Annotated in this window: 17 protein-coding genes; 8 read left to right on the top strand and 9 right to left on the bottom strand. The window is 43.8% G+C overall.

What is annotated here, in order from left to right:
• Window positions 1-17 precede the first annotated feature (17 nt).
• Window positions 18-590, top strand: coding sequence for a hypothetical protein (locus A3C46_08745; protein OGQ21463.1), 573 nt, complete (start codon window positions 18-20; stop codon window positions 588-590).
• Between the two features lie 291 nt (window positions 591-881).
• Window positions 882-1,229 (top strand): hypothetical protein, encoded by a 348-nt coding sequence (locus A3C46_08740; protein ID OGQ21462.1) that lies wholly within the window; start codon window positions 882-884, stop codon window positions 1,227-1,229.
• Between the two features lies 1 nt (window position 1,230).
• Here the strand turns inward: A3C46_08740 and A3C46_08735 are convergent, their stop codons facing one another.
• The 8 genes from A3C46_08735 to A3C46_08700 all read right to left on the bottom strand — a co-directional run bounded on the left by A3C46_08735 (window position 1,231) and on the right by A3C46_08700 (window position 14,464).
• Window positions 1,231-2,877 carry a hypothetical protein gene (locus A3C46_08735; protein OGQ21461.1) on the bottom strand — a complete coding sequence of 549 codons (1,647 nt, stop codon included), beginning with the start codon at window positions 2,875-2,877 and terminating at the stop codon, window positions 1,231-1,233.
• 12 nt (window positions 2,878-2,889) lie between these two features.
• Window positions 2,890-3,081, bottom strand: a complete 192-nt coding sequence (locus tag A3C46_08730; GenBank protein OGQ21460.1) for a hypothetical protein — start codon at window positions 3,079-3,081, stop codon at window positions 2,890-2,892.
• A gap of 21 nt (window positions 3,082-3,102) precedes the next feature.
• Window positions 3,103-4,146 carry a hypothetical protein gene (locus A3C46_08725; protein OGQ21459.1) on the bottom strand — a complete coding sequence of 348 codons (1,044 nt, stop codon included), beginning with the start codon at window positions 4,144-4,146 and terminating at the stop codon, window positions 3,103-3,105.
• Between the two features lie 57 nt (window positions 4,147-4,203).
• Window positions 4,204-5,367 carry a hypothetical protein gene (locus A3C46_08720; protein OGQ21458.1) on the bottom strand — a complete coding sequence of 388 codons (1,164 nt, stop codon included), beginning with the start codon at window positions 5,365-5,367 and terminating at the stop codon, window positions 4,204-4,206.
• Window positions 5,368-5,425: 58 nt separating this feature from the next.
• Complete coding sequence (locus A3C46_08715; GenBank protein ID OGQ21457.1) at window positions 5,426-9,019, bottom strand: chromosome segregation protein SMC; 3,594 nt, start codon at window positions 9,017-9,019, stop codon at window positions 5,426-5,428.
• A gap of 86 nt (window positions 9,020-9,105) precedes the next feature.
• Window positions 9,106-10,248 (bottom strand): hypothetical protein, encoded by a 1,143-nt coding sequence (locus A3C46_08710; protein OGQ21456.1) that lies wholly within the window; start codon window positions 10,246-10,248, stop codon window positions 9,106-9,108.
• A 91-nt stretch (window positions 10,249-10,339) separates the two neighbouring features.
• Window positions 10,340-13,003: a pyruvate, phosphate dikinase gene (locus tag A3C46_08705; protein ID OGQ21455.1), complete on the bottom strand. Its 2,664-nt coding sequence runs from the start codon at window positions 13,001-13,003 to the stop codon at window positions 10,340-10,342.
• A 138-nt stretch (window positions 13,004-13,141) separates the two neighbouring features.
• Window positions 13,142-14,464: a glycine--tRNA ligase gene (locus tag A3C46_08700; GenBank protein ID OGQ21454.1), complete on the bottom strand. Its 1,323-nt coding sequence runs from the start codon at window positions 14,462-14,464 to the stop codon at window positions 13,142-13,144.
• A gap of 118 nt (window positions 14,465-14,582) precedes the next feature.
• On the opposite strand from A3C46_08700, the gene A3C46_08695 reads away from it, so the two are divergent.
• Both A3C46_08695 and A3C46_08690 read left to right on the top strand, forming a co-directional pair.
• Window positions 14,583-15,695, top strand: coding sequence for a hypothetical protein (locus tag A3C46_08695; protein OGQ21453.1), 1,113 nt, complete (start codon window positions 14,583-14,585; stop codon window positions 15,693-15,695).
• Between the two features lie 2 nt (window positions 15,696-15,697).
• On the top strand, window positions 15,698-16,447 hold the full coding sequence (locus A3C46_08690) for a hypothetical protein (protein OGQ21452.1): 750 nt from the start codon (window positions 15,698-15,700) through the stop codon (window positions 16,445-16,447).
• Between the two features lie 2 nt (window positions 16,448-16,449).
• On the opposite strand, the gene A3C46_08685 is transcribed toward A3C46_08690, so the two are convergent.
• Window positions 16,450-17,697, bottom strand: coding sequence for a transcription termination factor Rho (locus tag A3C46_08685; protein OGQ21451.1), 1,248 nt, complete (start codon window positions 17,695-17,697; stop codon window positions 16,450-16,452).
• A gap of 358 nt (window positions 17,698-18,055) precedes the next feature.
• On the opposite strand from A3C46_08685, the gene A3C46_08680 reads away from it, so the two are divergent.
• The 4 genes from A3C46_08680 to A3C46_08665 are packed head-to-tail and all read left to right on the top strand — an operon-like array spanning window position 18,056 to window position 20,263.
• Entirely contained in the window at window positions 18,056-18,898 is an 843-nt protein-coding gene (locus tag A3C46_08680; GenBank protein OGQ21450.1) for a diaminopimelate epimerase, read from the top strand.
• Window positions 18,898-19,407, top strand: a complete 510-nt coding sequence (locus A3C46_08675) for a 2-amino-4-hydroxy-6-hydroxymethyldihydropteridine diphosphokinase (GenBank protein ID OGQ21449.1) — start codon at window positions 18,898-18,900, stop codon at window positions 19,405-19,407. Before A3C46_08680 ends, A3C46_08675 begins: the two co-directional genes overlap by 1 nt.
• Window positions 19,404-19,619 carry a hypothetical protein gene (locus A3C46_08670; GenBank protein OGQ21448.1) on the top strand — a complete coding sequence of 72 codons (216 nt, stop codon included), beginning with the start codon at window positions 19,404-19,406 and terminating at the stop codon, window positions 19,617-19,619. The genes A3C46_08675 and A3C46_08670 overlap by 4 nt, the downstream gene beginning before the upstream one ends.
• On the top strand, window positions 19,616-20,263 hold the full coding sequence (locus A3C46_08665; protein ID OGQ21447.1) for a fructose-6-phosphate aldolase: 648 nt from the start codon (window positions 19,616-19,618) through the stop codon (window positions 20,261-20,263). Before A3C46_08670 ends, A3C46_08665 begins: the two co-directional genes overlap by 4 nt.
• Window positions 20,264-20,300 lie beyond the last annotated feature (37 nt).

Genomic DNA, 20,300 nt, shown 5'->3' with positions numbered 1-20,300 from the left:
ATGTCGAGGGAGGAAATATGACCATGATCCTAAAATCAATAGCAGCTTTTTTTCTTGTCGCATGCATTTTTGGAGGCAGATTTGCTGAAGCAAATCCTCTTCTCCCTCCATCATCAACATATGCGGCTGAAGACACTGCTTACTTCAAAAAGTATGGAGAAGAAAATATCAAAGCAACGGAAATGAATTTGAAGAGTAAAGGAGTGCCTGCTGCCATGGTTGGCCCTCTTGTCAGCAAAGTCCGTAGTGAAGGACAAATCGGGAAAATGTACGATACTTCTCTTTCCTTTGAACAGGTCGTCACTTTTTATGAAGGAAAAGGTTATAAGGTAAAACAATCTTCCACAAAAATGGAGAAAGTGGTCGAAGGTTTTAAAATATCCATCGATAATCAATCACAAGCGAATCCTGACTTTGCAGCTCTTGTGAATCTCAGTGCTATTCACCAATTAAACCCGAAAGACTTCAAAGGAAAAACCGCACAAAATGCTGAAATTTCAGAACCTTCTATTAAAATCATCAATGGCTTCATCGACCCCCGAGACGGGAAGTGGAAAGAGAAAGTACGTCTCAACATCCTCGCTCCCTAAAAAAACACTTCGCCCGTAACTTTTGACAACACCCTACGATAACGATAGGAAAGGCTTATCCAGCTTAACAAGGAAAGGAACAAAGCACGGCTGACCACATTGTTCAACGAGGTGATTATCTCGAAACCGCTGCAGCACTCCTTTTTGAGAGACGAAATGAACTCTTGAGAGTGGCTGAAACCAACGGAACGGCACAAAACGGAGCAAGTGTTCTTTAACAGTTCTTTAACGTTCTCCTTGACTCTCAACGATATTTGGCCTAGGTAAGCCCGACTTTTAAGGAGTACATTTATGTCATTAAATCAAAAATATTCCTGGGCACATTTTTTAAAAGAACACCCTGAGATGAAGAAAAAAGGTGTGAAGCGCACTTCAGACGAAGGCAAAAAAGCTTTTGAAACTGCTTTTAAAAAATACGCTAAAGAATTCTTAAAGGCTCGCTTGCACGGGATTGAAACACTCCAAAAGAAAGCCACTCACAAGCGGGAGGAACTGATCAAAAAACAACAAGAAGTGGTAAAAGCAAAAAAACGTCCTCGTGTGAAATTCCTGCAAACCAAAATTGGTCGTCAAGATGCTTGGCTCTCACGTCTCTCCAAACAAGCTGAGCGCGCCAAAGAACTTCAGAAAAATTTCTAAATTATAATTCTTCAGCTACATGAACAATGTGACTTATTTTTCCGTTGATGCGCCCAAGCGTAGAAAGCACATCGAGATGAATGGAACTCGTGTCAAAAGACTCTTTGAGTCCTTGACTGAGTCGATTGAGGTGAGATTGTCGGAGCTGTTGCTCTTTTCTTTCAATGCTTTTCACATGCTCTTGGAGTCTCTCTTTCAGTTCTGGTGCTGCATGGGTGAGAATCTCCATCGCCAGTTCAAAATTTTCGCACACACTTTTATGAAACGATTTCAGATCATTCCATCCTGCATCTGAAAAAATACCGTGACGCTCGGCTTTCTTCTTCGCAAGCGCGACCATCTCTTTCGAAAGTGTATCCCCAATTTCTTCGAAGTCTTGTCCAATGGTCAGAAGCGCCAATTGTCGACGCGCTTCTTCTTCTGACAAATTTTCGACAGATATTTTTGCTAAATAAAAACGGATCGCTTTTTCAAGTTCATCAATCTTATCGTCTTCTTGACCCATCTCTTCGATTTCATCATACGCATTCACACCGCGACTGAGCATTTTGAGAGATTTTTTTAACTGCTGTTGAACAAAACCTCCTAAGCGTAAAATTTCCTGCTTCACTTGTGCAAAAGCAAGTGCAGGGACGTGCAGCGCTGCAGCGTCGAGATATTTTGGCCGAAATTCTTCTAACTCTTTTGGCTCTGGAATTAATTTTTCACTCAGCCATCGAAGCGGTGCAATGAGAGGCAAAAAGAAAAGAGCGAGTGCTCCATTGAAAAGAATGTGCGCCATCACGATTTGACCCGGAACACCGGGATCGAGCTTGGGAAGAAATGCTCTTATCGAAAAACTTGTCTCTTGAATGAATGTGGTGAGCGTCGGAAGAAAGGGGAACACCAGACACACGGCAATCATCTTCGAAAGAATATGCGCAATCGCCACACGCCGACCTTCATAGTTCGAATGCAGTCCGCACATAAGAGCCGTCACACAGGTTCCGATATTCGCCCCTAAAACAAGAGGGAGAGCGGTTTCAAGTGTGAGATTTCCGGAAAACGCAAGCGCAATGGCAACTCCAAGGGTTCCAGCAGAATGCAGCACGATCGAAAAAACAATACCGACCAAAAGAGTGACGAGCGGATTATCCGCAAAAAAACTGAGTACTTCTTGAGCAGAAGCACTCTCCTTTAAGGGAAGGGCAGCATCTGACATGAGCGACATCCCATAAAACACAAAACCGAAACCGAGAAGGACGCGACCAAAATATTTCAGTCTTCCTCTCCGAATGAGTCCCTGCATCAAGAAACCGATAAAAATAACCGTGAGCGAATAGTCGCTCATATGCCGAATAGAGAGAAGGAAGACCGTAAACGTCGTTCCGATATCAGCGCCCAGAAGCACCGCGATCGCTTGGGTCAGAGTCAAAAGCTGTGACTCGACAAAGGAGATGAGCATGACAGACGTGGCGCCAGAACTCTGGAGCATGATCGTTACAAAGGCGCCAAAGAGAAGCGCCAGAATGCGATTGGAGGCGATTTTCCCGAGAATTGTCCGCATCCGTCCACCCGCTAAAGCTTCAAGTCCGAGACGCGCTTGCGTGAGACCAAAAAAGAAAAAGGTGAACCCGCCAAAGAGAAAAGACCAGTGAATGGTTTCCATGTGATTGCTATGTTACCTATCGCTTAAAAGAAAGTCGAGTTCGGACATCAGAGCTTTCGCGAGCCAAAAGGTGTCTGGCAGATTTCTGGTCATGGTGTTGGACCAGAAAATGCCTGACACTTCTTTTGGCGAACAAGGACCGCAGACCAAAAGAAGTGCCAGACACTTTTTTGCATTCACATCATGCCAAAAAGTGTCAGGCACCTTTTGGTCTACGCAAAATCATTAAGGACAAGGTGGAGATTGCCAGAGATATCCAACACCGCAAACAGCCTTGGTGACTTCAGTATGCGTCGGCACCGGTGACAAGATGGCAATGAGCTTGGTGAGAATCCCATCAAGATCATGTTGAAACGAAAGCGATGCGCTCTCTGAAAAGGAGTTTTTGAAAAGAGCTTGAACGGCAGGTTCATCGGCATCAGGATAGAGCGCTTTGATGCGATCCCAATAATTCATGAGATCATTCATGGTGATCGTTGCTTCAAACGAGGGAACTTTGTTGAGTCCCTTCGTATAATCGGCAATCGCATTGGCATGATCGATGGCAATGTGATGCGGCGTCCCGTTTTCCACAAAACATTTCGTCACGTCTTGCGATTTACACTCACGAAAAACTTTTTTGAGTGCCTCCCACCAGAGACCCCGATTATAGGCAGCACTAATCACTTTCTGCTGTGCTGCTGGGTCTGGATGAGAAGCGAAAAATTGATAAGGGTTTTCATCGTGCAAATGAAACATACTCATCGAAAAAAGTGTGTAGTAAACCATCGAGAGAGCTGCAGATTCAAAATGATCTCCAGAAATTGTCTCCGTAAACGGTGCTTTAAAACGATTGGAAAAAAGTTTGGTCAGTTCCAAATACGCAGTCCCATCTTCGATCTGAAAACATCCATCGTCATTCGGGAAACTCGCCTCGCGACAGCCAAGGCGCGACTCTTTAATCGCAACACTTAAAACCGCATTGGGATTGTAGTTCACTTCTCGCGACTGGAGCAGAAGCGATGCATGGACCAGAGATATCGCCCATGTCAGCGGATAATCCTTCATACGAAAAAGAAAGTCAGTTCCCCAAACTCCAGAGGTCGGAGCGCCATTCCAGTCGGTTCCCGTATGAACTGAAGCATCGATCATTAACTCAGAAGCAAGGGCTTTCATATCGGCAGAGCGATTGAAACTCACCTGATCATCAGCCACCGCAACGGTTTCCATACAGGCAACGAGATGCGTGAGAAGGAGAGAAAAAAGAAAGATTTGTCGAATGTGAAACATAAGGATTTCTAATCAGAAAAAGAGAAGTTAAGCAACTGCTGGTTCTGGTGATAAATTTCAGAGTTTTTCGTCTTGAAAGAGTTTCAAGAATTCAGCCCAATGCAGCGCATGTACGTGCTCCATTCTTTTTTCGTGTGGATCTCTGGAGATCAGAAATGCTTTTGTATTGGTTAATCCCAATGTCATCTCCTGTAAACTTTTACAGTCTATTTCTGTAATCTGTAACGTCGATTTGATTTCAATAAAAAGTTGGGTTTTCCCAGGACGCTTGATAATGAGATCGACTTCAACATCATCTTTAGTAAGTAAATAGAAGAGTGATTCGTCTTTCTCCCGATATTGGCAAAGCTTAAAACATTCTGTCATCAAAAAATGCTCGAATGCGCGTCCATATTCGTATGTTCCTTCTTTCAGCGGAAGATCGAGGTTTTTTTCAAGCGCTCGTTTCATGCCACAATCAATAAAATAAAATTTTGGAGCCTTGCGCTGTTGCTTGCGCACAGAGACATCATACGCTGGAAGATGAAAACCGATTAAGGTATCCTCCAAAATTTCATAGTAATTTCTAATGACGGAATGATCGGTATGAATATCACGCGCAATCTTTGAATAGTTGAGCGGTTGCCCATTCATCTGAGCAGCGATTTCCAAAAACCTTCGAAAGCTCGGTAAATTTCTGACAATCTGTTCAGCTTGAATTTCTTCTTTAAGATACGTATTTGCATAGGCTTGAAGAAATTTTTTCTTCATTTCTTCATCGGAAAGTTCAAAAATTTTGGGCAAGGTTCCATACTCCATTACTTGCTGCAGTTGAAAATAATCTCCAAGCTCTGAAGAAGTAAGTGGATAGAGATAGTGAACAAAAGCGCGACCTGCGAGCAAGTTTGCACCACCTCTCTTAAGCTTCCGGGCAGAAGAACCAGAAAGAGCAAAATAGAACTTCTTCTCTTCGATGAGCTTATGAACGAGATCGAGAAGTTTCGGTGCTTTCTGGACTTCGTCGATAACAATCCACGAACCTGGAGGAAAATCTGCGCATCGATGTGTCAGTTCATTTGGATTGATCTGAAAAAGGGCCTCTTCCTCAGGATCGAGAAGATCAATCCATAACATCGCTTTTTCCTGAAAAGAGGCTTTCAAAAGAGTCGATTTTCCGGAACCTCGTGGCCCAAAAAGAAAAAAACTATAGTTATTTTGAATACTTGTAGCTCTAGGGAACATGATCCCAATATATCGGATATACTGGGGTTATACAACCAATTTTTTTATTCGGATTTATTTAAGCAACTGCAGGTTCTGGCTGTTGCAGGTCTTGATTGAGCTTGACGGAGACCATCTTGGAGACACCGGCTTCTTCCATCGTCACCCCGTAGAGAAGATCGGCAAGTTCCATGGTCCGTTTATTGTGCGTAATCAGAATAAATTGTGAATGCGGAATCATGCTACGAATGAGGTCATTGAACCGATCGATATTCGCATCATCAAGCGGAGCATCGACTTCATCGAGCAGACAAAAGGGTGATGGTTTAATAAGGAAGATGGAAAAAAGAAGTGCTACTGCTGTAAGAGCTTTCTCACCGCCAGAGAGAAGTGTAATCGATTGCAGTTTTTTCCCTGGAGGACTTGCAATAATATCGACACCGCTTTCCAAAATATCTTCTTCGTTCGTAAGCACCAATCGAGCGCGTCCACCACGGAAAAGTTTCGGAAAAAGAGTTTGAAATTGTTTGTTCACGGCATCAAAAGTTTCTTTAAATCGAAGACGACTCGTACGATTAATCTTCACAATCGCTTTTGAGAGAGAATCGAGAGAATTACGAAGGTCAACCTCTTGCTTCGTCAAAAATTGATAACGAGAAGAAAGTTCTTCAAACTCTTTTACCGCATCGATGTTCACTGAACCTAACTTCTCCAACTTCTCTCGAAGCTCACTTGCTTCCTGCGCACGAGCTTCGAGATCAAATGTTTCATGTTCCTGAGCATACTCATCTTCCACAAGTGACAACTCAACACGATAACGCTCACGTGCCGTATCAATAAGACGTTCTAAAAATGCCTTCTGTTCTGTTAACTGGAGCGCCACGTGATGTGCAGCTTCTCGCGCTTCTTCGTGTTGCTTTCGAATATCACGGATGGAAAGTTCTTTTTCCTGCAAAAGAGTATGCTGAGCATCATACTTTCCTTGAAGAGCCCGTTGATGCTCTTCCCCTTTTTCCACTTCGATAATGGAAGTAGTTAATTCTTGTTTCAAAAGTTCAATCTCACGTTGAAGAACTCCGACTCTCTCTTGACCACGCGAAATATCATTCGTCCGTCGTTCAATCCCCACTTCCGCTTCGGTTTTCAACGTCATAATCCGTTCTGATTCGCGGTCGGTGACGGCTTTGCGTTCTTCGGATTGAGCTAATGTTACTTTGAGTGCAATTAATTCTTCTTCTTTTTTAGAAACTCGCTCGCGAGAGAGATCAAGATCTTTTTCAAGTTGCTCAATAGCAGATTCGCCTTCTCCTTTTTCAGCGGTCAGCGCTTCGATATGTGCAGTTGCTTCTTCTTTCTCTTTCTGCAATTTTTTCTCTTCATCATCAAGAAGCGTAAGCTCTTGTGTCAAACGATCGTGTTCTTCAGAAAAACGAAGAAGTTCTGATTTTATCTGTTTGAGATCGCGATCAAGGTTCACCCCTTTGAGCTCTTCCCCATGGATATGACGTGTCCTCTCTTCGAGCGTCTCTTCCAAAGATTGGACTCGCTCTCGAAAACGAGTCACTTCACCAGCCGCAGCGGAAACCTCACCACGAAGCTTCGTGATCTCTTCGGAGAGCTCTGTTATTTTTCGTTTTTGAGCAATCAGTCTTTCTGAGGCATCACCACCAACTCCACCACTTGTCATTCCATGCGCATCAACAATATCGCCATCAAGCGTCACGTATGTTACGTGAAGTGGATGATCCTTCCAGAGGCGAAGAGCTGAAGCAAAATCGCGCACTAAGAGAACATCACTTAAAAGATATTCTCCCAAAGCTCGATGTTCCTGTTTGAAGTGAACATAGTTGAGAAGCGGCCCCACCACTCCTTCTCCTGCAGGCCATGTTTCTTTCTTTTCAAAAAAACGAAGGTTCAAGGGGACAAAACTACTACGACCCTGTGAATTCGTTTTCAGATATTCAAGAGCAGGAAGTCCATGTTCTTGTGATGACACAATGACATATTGAAGTTTTTCACCAAGCACAGCACCGACGGCACGTTCGTGCTGCGCCTCTGTATCAATGATATCTCCAACAGTTCCTAAGATACCTTCAAATGCATCGCTTTGTTCCTGACGTTTGAGAATACTTCGCACGCCATCGCGATAGCCATCAAGATTTCGATGAAGCTCCACAAGAGAATCGTGTCGTGAACGACGATCTTGAAGATGACCTTTAATTTCCTGCAATTGTTGTTCAGTCTCCAACAACGTCGTGCGCTGCATTTCAAGCGTTGTGCGAAGAGATGCCGTCTCTTCTTCCAAAGAAAGTTTTAATTGTTGAACACGCTTGAGATCTTCTGTGCGCGTTAGGATTTCATGTTCAAGCGCCTCTTTACGAGTCCCCAAAGTTTCAAGAGTAGTTCGATTGTGAGATCTTCGACTTGTGATTTCTTGAACACGACGATCAATATGTTCCAGATGACTCTGTCGTTTTAAAATAGCGGTTGAAGTTGAAAATATTTTTTCTCGATAGACTTCGACATCACGACCAATCTGATCACGATCATGACGAAGAGCATCAACCTCTTCTTCCAAAACACTCACGGCTTCAAAGGAATGTATTCGCTCTTGTTCAGCCTTTTCTTTTTCTGCAGCAATGAAAATGTTTTGCTCTGTGAGAGAGCGTAAACGTTCTTCAAATTCTTTGAGTTCCTGCGCCCCATCAGTACTTCGCTTCAGAATCGTTTCAATTTCATTTGTTTTATGGACAATATTCGCTTCAGAAAGTTTAATGTTATTGCGTGTTGTATAGACCACTTGTTGAACACTATCGAGTTCACGTTCCACTTCGACAAGTTCCAACTTTTTGATTTCAATTTCTGACTCAACACTGGCAAGTCCTGATGAAGAGGAAATTTCGACTTCATTCAACGTTTCATTTTCGTTCGTCAGTTTTTCTAACTCTGTTCGATAATGACGAAAACGAGTCGCCATGACTTCAAGATCACAATGTTTCAAATCGTCACTGAGACGTTGATAGCGTTCTGCTTTCTTTACTTGACGATCGAGCGAGTTCATCTGACGCGACAACTCGCCGATAATATCGGTGAGTCGTGCAAGATTTGCTTTCGTCGATTCCATTTTTCGAAGCGCCGCTTCTTTGCGTGATTTAAATTTGGAAATGCCAGCGGCTTCTTCAAAAAAGATACGGCGATCTTCAGGTTTGGAAGAGACAATACTTCCAATCATCCCCTGTTCCACAACCGAATAGGCTTTGGTGCCAACACCAGTTCCGAGAAAAAGATCGATAACATCTTTCAAACGACATGGTGTTTTATTGATGAAATATTCGCTCTCGCCGGAGCGATAGAGTCTGCGGCCAATTTGAATTTCGTTGTAGTGTGCATATTCAGCAGGAGCACGGCCATCAGCGTTATCAAAAGTAAGAAAGACTTGAGCCATTCCCATCGCAGCTCGCGACTCACATCCATTAAAAATGACATCTTCCATCTGCGAACCACGCAGATGCTTCGCCGACATCTCACCCATGACCCAGCGGATCGCATCGACAATATTACTTTTGCCACAACCATTGGGACCCACCACACCGGTGATGCCATCTTCAAAATGGACGATGGTTCGATCGACGAAAGATTTAAAACCGACAATTTCAAGTGATTTCAAGCGCATAGAAAAATAGTAGTGACCGCTAACCCTTTAAAATTGCGCCTTTTTTAGCATAAGCTCCCGCAAAAGCGCAATGAAAAAGTAGAGTTTTAAGGATACGTTGCAACAACAGACAAGGTCGGAATATCAATAATAGAGATCGTATTGTCTTCAAGATTACCAACATAGAGTGTTGTCGGCACGCCAGCGGGGCTATCCAGTCCAAGGGAGAACGGTTTTTTCCCGACACCAATCGTTTTCTCTACCGCATTTAAGGTGAGATCCAAAACCGAAACTGTTTTCGCATCGCTACTCGTCACATAGGCTTTTCCGGAAGCAATTAATATCTGTTGAGGATTTCTTCCCACATCGATCCCGGTGACGAAAAGACTATCGGTATTTTTATCCTTCACTGCAACCGTTGTATTCTCCGTCACAGGTGTCAGCGAACTGACATCCAAAACTAAAACACGTGAAATAAGAGCGCTGTTTTCAAAGCTTTCATCGACAACATAGAGACGTGTTCCATCTGTTGCAATCCCCCTTGGCGAACCGATATCAAAAATAAAATAATCGACGGGATTGACGGTGGTGTCGGACACTTCATCGAGATTCACCACAACAACTCCCCCCTCTTCGCGCGAGAGAAAAGCTTGATTGTTGATGATCGCAATATTGGTGGCTTTCAATTCGCTAAAAGTTTCGCCTGTGGTGAGGGTTCTTTTGAGATTCACGGAGGTGACCGTTAAGGGCGAGGTCGTTCGATCTGTAAACTGCAGCACACCTTCGGAGGAACCGATAAACAGGCGATCATTTGGAAAGCAACAGGCAATCCCAAAGGGGTTGAGCGCAACCGAAGTTTCCGTAACAGAGAGAAAATTCGTAGAAGATTCGTCAATATCAATAGTCAACATCTGATCGTTGGACGCATGAGGGTTTTCGCTAAAACGATTGGAGACAAATGCTTTGCGGTTGGTGAGATCAAGTGAAATATCTCCTGAAAAACTTTTTGTCGGAAGCGTATTCAAACGCACAGGAGATGTGGGATTGGTAATATCGATCACATGCACAGAACCCTGCTTCCAGTCATAGAGCACTTCATTGTTGGAATTGACCAGATAAAGTCGACGATTCGTGGAATCGACCGCCATCGCCGTGGGAGAAGCGATGTTGTTGCCAAGATCATTGAAAATATCGGCATCGGTTGCGCAACCAACAAATAAAAAGAAAAGAGAAAAGAAAATCTTCTTCATAATATAAGTCATCCTCGCGAAAGCGGGGATCTCAAGTATTGCAGGGGATTCCCGCCTACGCGGGAATGACAAATAATTTTTGAGCATAATATCAACTCTCTTTTACTTTCAACGCTGCTTGTGCAGCTGCAAGTCGCGCAATGGGAACTCGATACGGAGAACAACTGACATAGTTCAGTCCCAGTCGAGCGCAAAAAGCAATAGAGTCAGGATCTCCGCCATGTTCTCCACAAATTCCGATTTCGAGGTTTGATTTTGTTTTTCGACCTAAATCAACTGCCAACTTCATCAGTCGTCCGACACCTTCCTGATCAATCGAAACAAAGGGATCATGGGGAAGAATATGACGATTGACATATTCTTCCAAAAATTTTGCGGAATCATCGCGTGAAAAACCAAAGGTGGTCTGCGTTAAATCGTTCGTCCCGAAACTAAAAAAATCGGCGTGATACGCAAGTTCATCCGCACAAAGACAAGCACGTGGAAGCTCGATCATCGTGCCGATCGTATAGGGGACCTTTTGTTTTGTTTTGGCAATGACCTCTTTTGCTTTCTCTTCGCAGATCGTGCGCAACACTCTCATTTCATTGGGGTGGCTTACCAGTGGAATTTCAATTTCAGAAATAGCTTTGATCCCTTTTTTGGTGACATCACATGCTGCTTCTATAATCGCTTGTACTTGCATGGCATAAATTTCCGGGAACGTCACACCGAGTCTGCATCCGCGATGACCGAGCATGGGATTAAACTCTCTCAGTTCTTCGGATTTTCTTTTTAACTTTTCGGCTGGAATATCGATCGCACGTGAAAGTTCTTCAATTTCTTGATCCGTATGCGGTAAAAATTCATGCAAAGGGGGATCGAGAAGACGAATCGTTACTGGAAATCCATCCATTTCCTGAAAGATCCCTTTGAAATCTTCGCGCTGCATCGGAAGAATTTTCATCAGCGCTCTCTGACGTCCTTCAAGATCGTTTGCGAGAATCATTTCCCGAACCGCATCGATACGGTCGCCTTCAAAAAACATATGCTCCGTGCGACAAAGTCCAATCCCTGCTGCACCAAAACGACGTGCGACTTCAGCGTCGTGCGGCGTATCTGCATTGGCGCGAACACCAAGCTTTCGATATTCATCGACCCACTTCATGAAAACTTCAAACTCCGAAGATAACTCCGGTTCCACCGTCGGAAGCGCTCCGAGCATCACTTCTCCGGTAGAACCATCAATCGTTAAAAAATCTCCCTCTTTCACAGTTACATTTCCAACCATGAATTGTTTTTTTGCATAATCAATCGCGAGCGCGCCACATCCCGCAACACAGGTTTTTCCCATGCCTCGCGCTACAACTGCCGCATGAGAGGTCATGCCGCCACGAGAAGTGAGAATCCCTTTTGCAATCGCCATTCCTTTAATGTCGTCTGGCGACGTTTCAATACGCACAAGCAGAACTTTTTCACCGCGATGATCCCATTTTTCTGCCTCTTCCGCTGAAAAAACAACTTTTCCCGTCGCAGCTCCAGGAGAAGCGGGAAGACCTTTTGCGAGCACTTCTCGCTTTACCTTCGGATCAATACGAGGATGAAGAAGTTGATCAAGTTGCGAAGGTTGCACGCGCATGATCGATTCTTTTTTTGTAATCAATTTTTCATTCGTCATTTCGACCGCGATCTTAATGGCCGCAGCAGCCGTACGTTTGCCGTTGCGCGTCTGCAACATCCACAGCTTTCCCTGTTGAATCGTAAATTCGATATCTTGCATGTCGCGATAATGTTTTTCTAATCTTTGATAAATACTCACCAGCTCTTGATAAATTTTTGACATCGCCTCTTCCAAAGATACTTCGTCTTTTTCTTTTTTGGCTTCCTTTGTCAGAGGTTGTGGTGTTCGCACACCTGCAACAACATCTTCACCTTGTGCATTGATCAGATATTCACCGTAAAACTTTTTTTCGCCTGTTGAAGGATCGCGTGTAAATGCGACACCGGTTGCTGAATCATCGCCCATATTTCCATAGACCATGGCTTGCACATTTACCGCTGTCCCCCACTCTTCGGGAATTTGACTCAATCGACGGTATTCAATCGCTCGCGGTGTTTGCCACGAACTAAAGACAGCTCCAATGCCACCCCAAAGCTGGTCTTGCGGATTTTCTGGAAAAGGTTGCGCCGTTTCTTGAACCACGAGTCTTTTAAATTCCTCTGCTAAAGCTTTTAAATCTTCAGCCGTAAATTCTGTATCGAGCTTAATCCCTCTTTTTTTCTTCAGCGCATCAATACTCTCTTCGAAAAGAGCGGAACTCACACCGAGCACCACATCGCCATACATCTGAATAAAACGGCGATAGCTATCATACGCAAACCGCGCGTTCCGCGTTTTCTGGATTAATCCTTGAAGTGTCGCTTCATTGAGTCCCAAGTTTAAAATCGTGTCCATCATCCCTGGCATCGAAGCACGTGCGCCAGATCGAACAGAGACAAGGAGAGGATTTTTTGGATCACCAAAGCTCGCACCCATCACTTTTTCAACGGCACTCAAAGCCTTCAGCACTTGATCTTTGAGTTCAGGAGGATATTTTTTTTGATGTTCGTAAAAGTAAGTGCACACTTCCGTTGAAATCGTGAAACCAGCTGGAACCGGAAAACCAAGGAGATTCATCTCAGCGAGATTAGCTCCTTTGCCGCCTAAAATATTTTTCATGTCTGCTTTCCCTTCGGCTTTACCGTTACCGAAAGTATAGACATATTTTTTGGTCATTGAAGACACTCCTCAGGAAAAGCGATCGCAAACAGATAATTAACTGCGGGTGACGCCGGAGGCTATTTCGGAAGTTATTGCGTATCAGCAAAACTTCCGGAATGCCGCAGGCGGCAGGACCCGCACACATTAAAATGTTTATGATCGCTTTTCATGCAAATGTTTTAACAAATACTGTTCCAGCTGTTCAATCGCAATGCGATCTTGTTGCATCGTATCGCGATGACGAATTGTGACGGCATGATCGGTCTCAGAGTCAAAATCGTACGTCACGCAAAACGGTGTTCCGATTTCATCATGCCGACGATAACGTTTTCCGATCGAACCGGCATCATCAAACTCTGCTGCAAATTGCCTTTTCAGGCGATCATGAATGGGTTTCACCTTATCACTCAACTTTCCCGAAAGAGGAAAGAGAGCCACTTGCACTGGAGCAATATGAGGCGCGAACTGAAGGACAACGCGCTTCTCACCTTTTACCTCTTCTTCACGATAAGCATCCACCAGAATTGCAAGACAGGTACGATCAACGCCCACCGATGTTTCGATGACATGGGGAATAAATCGTTCTTTCGTCTGCTCATCAAAATACGAAAGATCTTTTCCTGAAATTTCTTGATGATTTTTCAAATCGTAATCAGTTCGATTCGCAATCCCTTCCATCTCCGACCACCCAAAGGGCATTTCGAACTCCACATCCGTGCAACCTTTGGCATAATGTGCAAGTTCGCTCTTTTCATGCTGGCGCAGCCGAAGGTGCTTTCGGATGATACCGATCGAAGTGAACCAATTGAAACGATCCTCAACCCAATATTCATACCATTTTATGGCTTCTTTTTCGTGACAGAAAAATTCCATCTCCATCTGTTCAAATTCGCGCGAACGAAAAATAAAATTGCGTGGGGTAATTTCATTGCGAAACGCTTTTCCAATTTGAGCAATGCCAAAGGGAATTTTTTGACGGGAAACCGTTTGCACATTTTTAAATTGCGTAAAAATCGACTGACACGTTTCAGGTCGCAGATAAGCTTTTGACGCTGAATCGCTCTTTGCTCCCACAAAGGTTTCAAACATTAAGTTAAACTGACTTGCTTCGGTGAACTCTCCCCCACACTCCGGACACTGCGTGCTTTTCTGGGTCTCGTCAGTGCGAAATCTCCTTTTACATTTTTTGCAATCGACCATCGGATCGCTAAAACTCTTCACGTGTCCCGAAGCGATCCATGTTTGAGGATGCGCGATGATCGTGGTATCGATTCCAACGACATCATCGCGATCACGAACCATACGCTGCCACCACGACTCTTTCACACGGCGTTTGAGTTCGACGCCGAGTGGTCCAAAATCCCAAAAGCCGTTAATGCCACCATAAATTTCACTATTTTGAAAAATGAATCCGCGCCGCTTGCACAGCGACGTGAGCGTTTCCATAAGAGAAGATGCTGTTGAAACGTCTGCCATAAGATTTATGGCGGGTACCATGAGGCCAAAAATGGGTCAAGCGGGATAAAGAAAGCGTTCCGCCAAAATGAGGACAATTCCCCATTGCTCTGTCTGTGTAATCCGCTATAAGAAAAATATGGGGGGTTTAAAAAATATAAAAGCTTTTGTTCTTTTCATGGCATTTTCTCTTCTCGTTGGCTGTAGCAATGACGAAGAGGCGCCAAAGCATAAAAGCGGCTTTCTCGACAAACTCTTTAAAAGTTCAAATCGAGCGGTTCCCGTCACCGTTGCCAATGCTCTCTTGCGAGAGCGGGCGTTGGATTTAGCGGTTCCCGCCAAACTTTCTCCAAGTGAAACCGTTGAAATCAAACTCCCTTTCGAAGCGAGAATTGAACAAGTCTTTATCACTTCGGGAGATACCATCGCAGTAAACACTGCTCTTGTTCGTCTTGCAGAAGAAGAACTGCAACTGAAATTGACTCAACTTCGAACAGAACTGAAAGATGCTGACAATGAACTGCAGAAAAATCGATATCTGCATCGAAACCGCGATCGTCTTTTAGAGGAAGGAAGTATCAATCAGCATCACTATGAAACTTTAGAAACTCAAGTAGAAAGAAACGAAGCCGCAGTTGAACAAAAGCGATCCGACATTCAATCCCTCGAATCGCGTCTTACCCAACTGACGATTACAAGTCCCACATCCGGGGTGATAACAGAAATCAACGTGGCTTCTGGACTCACCATTCCCACAAACACAACACTCATGAAAATTTCCAAAGTAGATCCGATGATTGTCGAATTTGAACTTGCAGGACATGAAGCAACGGCGATTCAATCGGGACAAAAAATTACCGTGCGATTCGCAGAACTCCCCACAGAACTGATCGAAGCAAATGTCATCTCTATTGGAGCAGTACTCGAACAGGGATCCACATTTCCGGTAAAAGCGGTTTTCGCCAATCCCACCGCTCTTTTCAAAGTCGGCATGCAAGCCGAAGTAAAATTTACAGGAGTAAAACGACAGCGCTATTTTCTCGTTCCGAACAATGCCATTCTCATTGATCAGCGACAGCATTACGTCTTTGTGGTTGTTCAAGGAGCAGCCCATCGCACGCGCATTATCCCAAAACAGACACAAGATGGATTCACCGAAGTGGTCGAAGGACTTCGTGAAGATGACTTGATCATTGTCAAAGGACATGAAAAGCTTGAAGAGGGAACAACGGTTGATATCTGGGGACGTTAATCGTGATCAAAAAAATTTCTCTTCTCTGCTTTTTCTTTTTCTCTCCTCAGATCGCATTTTCGTCCCCAAAACCTGCATACGTATGGAATGTCGTGAGCGATGGCATTCGATATACAAGTTTTTTCTTTGATCAAACAAATCTCCATGCTTTTGAAATTGATCCGACACGTGTTCGTTTGGATGTCATCACCGCAAGTGACGCAGAAAAAATGGGAACCACAATTGAAATCCTTAAAAAGCGTTCCAATGCTCTGCTTGCCATCAATGGAGGTTTTTTTACACAACAACATGCTTCTATCGGACTCCTCATTCAAAGCGGAAAAGAACGAAACCGTCTGCATAAAACAAGTTGGTGGAGTATTTTTTCGATGGAGGGAGACACTCCTCGCATTACAGAACCGTCGAAGTACATCCCTTTGTCCACCACAATCATGGCGCTTCAAGCAGGACCTCGTCTTGTCATCAAAGGAATCATTCCAAAACTGAAAGAAGAGAGAGCCGCTCGTTCGGGTATTGGGATAACGAAAGAAGGAAAAGTGATTATCGCCATTACCGAAGGAGCTGAAATCACCATGCGAACATTTGCCGAAGCTTTTGTTTTGAGTCGTTGGAAAGGTGGATTTGAATGCGAAGATGCGATGAATCTCGATGGAGGAAGTTCATCTCAACTGTTTGCCGAAATCGGAAAATTCAAACTCTCGATTCCTGGTCGTTCGCGTATTCCCAACGGCATCGCTGTATTTGCAAAGTAATGTTACGAATTCATCGACATTAAAAATTCTTTATTCGTTTTGGTCGGCTTAATTTTATCCAACAAAAATTCCATTGCATCGATCGTATTGAGAGGTTGAAGCATTTTGCGAAGAATCCAAACTTTGTTGAGTTCTTCCTGACTCATGAGCAATTCTTCCTTACGTGTTCCGGATTTATTCATATCCAAACATGGGAAGATACGTTTCTCCATCAGTTTACGATCCAAATGGATTTCCATATTTCCAGTTCCTTTAAATTCTTCGAAAATGACTTCGTCCATTCGACTTCCGGTATCGATCAGCGCTGTTCCGATAATCGTCAGACTCCCACCCTCTTCCACATTGCGCGCAGCGCCAAAGAAACGTTTTGGCTTATGAAGCGCATTGGCATCCACACCGCCAGAAAGAATTTTTCCTGATGGAGGAACCACCGCATTATACGCACGAGCAAGACGAGTAATAGAATCGAGTAAGATCACCACATCTTTGCCGTGCTCCACCAAACGCTTCGCTTTCTCAAGCACCATCTCCGCCACTTGGACATGTCGTGTCGCCGGCTCATCAAAAGTTGAAGAAACTACTTCAGCGCTGACGGAACGTTGCATGTCGGTCACTTCTTCAGGACGTTCGTCAATCAAGAGCACAATTTTTACCACATCTGGATGATTTACCGTAATCGCATTGGCAATGTTTTGAAGTAAGACTGTTTTTCCGGCACGCGGAGGAGAAACAATAAGGGAGCGCTGTCCAAGGCCGATAGGAGTAAAGAGATCCATGACGCGCATCGAATAATTTTTTGCATCAGCTTCGAGCGTAATACGTTTATTCGGATAAAGAGGTGTTAAATTATCAAAAAGAATTTTCTGCTTCGCTTTGTCGGGTGATTCATGATTAATTTTTTCTACTTTCAAAAGGGCAAAATAACGTTCTGTCTCTTTTGGTGGACGAATTTCTCCCGCAATCGTATCGCCTGTTCGCAATCCGAAACGACGTATCTGCGAAGGAGAGACATAAATATCATCGGGACCTGGCAGGTAATTATAATCAGGGGAACGTAAAAATCCAAAACCGTCAGGAAGGATTTCCAAAACTCCTTCACCAAAAATGGCGAGCTTTTTCTCTGATTGAGATTGCAGAAGAGCAAAAATCAATTCTTGCTTCCGCATGTTTGCAGCCCCTTCGATATTATATTCATTCCCCATATCGATGAGATCTGCGATCTTTTTCACTTTCAATTCATTCAAATGCATACACGTATCCTTTCAAGATAAAAGAGGTGGGAGAGCGTTGTGTGGAAAAACCCTGAAAGAGGGTTACAAAATCATTCATGATGTAAGGTATTGGTTTTTTGTTATGAGTTTTTTATTTCTGTATTGTTTTTATAGATATGAAATGAATCTGGTGGACGTTTTTGCAATTGTATTCTTAATAAAAAACAGGGCCTTTCGGTTTTTTGAATGAGTTCATTATGAGCGAACCGTTCCGACGAAGTCAAGGAGTTTCAAGGAGTAGCGCTTGACAAAGAGGGGGGTGACTGGTAGCGTCTTGAATAATCTTTTTAAAAATCAATTGGTTACAAACATTTTGAGCCACATAGAGGATAAGCATATGACATCGGGATCTTCAAAACTTCTTCCATTTACGAAAATGCATGCCACCGGCAGTGACGCTATCGTCCTGAATTGCCTGAAAAAAATACCTCAAAATCCCCAACATTTGGCGCGCAAGCTCTGTCATCGAAATACGGGGATTGGAGGCAATCAACTCCTTCTTCTGCTCAAATCGAAAAATTGTGATTTTGGAGTCAAAGTTTATAATGCTGATGGGAGCGAAGCTCAAGTGTGCGGCAACGCTCTTCGTTGCATTGCTCGTTATGTTCGAGAAGAAAAACTGACTCCCAAAAAAGAACTTCTTCTTGAAACTGGAGCTGGACCTCGTCAGGTGAAAATTTCAAGCAAACTGATTGAAGTCGATATGGATGAACCTCGGATGAAAGGAAAAGAAATCCCTGTCAATCTTTCAGGAAGAATTGTGAATCGTCCTTTGAAAATTGACACGAAAGATTTTCGCATCACGTGTCTTTCTCTGGGAACACCTCATTGTGTCGTCTTTCAAGAAGCGATTGATACGTTTCCGGTAACTCGCTTCGGACCTCTCTTTGAAAACCATTCTGTCTTTCCCCAACGCGTCAATATCAGTTTCGTCAATGTCATCGGAAAAAAAGAAATCCACACACGGGTATGGGAACGTGGTGTTGGAGAAACTGCGGGATGCAGCTCAGCAGCTTCTGCAGCGCTTGTCGCAAGTGTCTTAAATGGATTTGCAGATCGAAGCGTGACCGTTCATATGCCTGGAGGAAAAATTGAAGTGGACTGGAATGCGAAAGACAATCACATTATTCTGCGTGGTCCTGCTGAAAAAATCTTTACAGGTGAATTTTTGCTCCCCTAATGGAAAAGGCTTACGTTGCCATCGGTTCTAATCTCGGCAATCGAAAAAAAAATTGTGAAGCAGCTCTCGCTGCTTTCTCTTTACACCCGGACATCAAGGTCTTGTCCGTTTCTCCTTGGTATCGATCAAAGGCTTTCACACTGGATCAACAGCCACAACCAGATTATTGCAATGGAGTGATTGAACTCACCACAACTCTTTCTGCACACTCACTTTTACATTATCTTCAAGAGATCGAAAAAAAATTAGGTCGAAAAAAAGAAAACGAAAGATGGCGTCCACGAACACTCGACTTGGACCTTCTCTTCTATGGAGAGCAGATCCTCAAAGAAAAAGAATTGATGGTTCCGCATCCGGAGATGATAAAAAGAATATTTGTCTTGCAACCTCTCTGTGATATAGCCCCTGACATTATTCATCCGTTGCAAAAGCAAGCGGTTCGCAAACTTCTTCTCTTCTTGAAAAAAGCTTCTGCAACCGATGAATTACAACCGTGGGATGAGTCATGATTCGTTGGATCTTACTGGGATGTTTGCTCTATTTTTTCTACCGACTCTGGATCAAAGCGAGCGCAGGGAAAACGACTGCTGATCGAAAAAAGAATCTTCCTGGTGAAATGATTGCCTGTACTCGGTGTGGAACCTATATTTTGAAATCAAGCGCACACGAAAAACAAAATAAACTTTATTGCGGTGCTTCGTGCGCTTCGGAGGAACAATGAAACTTTTTATCGATACAGCGAATATCAACGAAATCAAAGAAGCAAATGCCATGGGGGTTCTTGACGGTGTTACGACCAATCCCACTTTAGTTTCCAAAACAGGGAAAAATTTTCTCACCGTGATGAAAGAAATTTTGCGTGAAATTCCAGATCGCCCGGTGAGCCTTGAAACCACAAGTCTCGATGCTAAAGGGATGGTCGAAGAGGGACGTAAGCTTGCTGAATTTGGAGAAAACGTTGTGGTCAAAATTCCTTCGACGGTCGAGGGGCTCAAAGCATGTAAAGCTTTGACAGAGTTAGGGCTGAAAACAAATTGCACACTCTGCTTCTCTTCAAATCAAGCCATGCTCGTGGCAAAAGCAGGTGCGACGTATGTGAGTCCCTTTGTCGGTCGCCTGGATGACATCAGCGAAGATGGAATGAGCCTTATCGCTGATATCGTTCAAATTTATAACAACTACGATTTTGAAACAAATATCTTAGTGGCAAGCATCCGAAATCCGATTCATATCCAGAAAGCTGCACTTTTGGGAGCTGATGTCTGCACCATTCCTTTCAACGTGGTGCAACAACTTATGCAGCATCCTCTTACCGAGAGTGGTATCGAACGTTTCTTAAAGGATTGGGAAAAAGTTCCAAGGTAGGGACGACTGGAAGTCGCCAGGGCATGCGCCGCACGCC

It is taken from the genome of Deltaproteobacteria bacterium RIFCSPHIGHO2_02_FULL_44_16 (assembly GCA_001798185.1).
GTDB lineage: Bacteria > UBA10199 > UBA10199 > 2-02-FULL-44-16 > 2-02-FULL-44-16 > 2-02-FULL-44-16.
The sequence above is the reverse complement of the archived record's forward strand: the minus strand, read 5'-3'. Positions and strand labels throughout refer to the sequence as shown.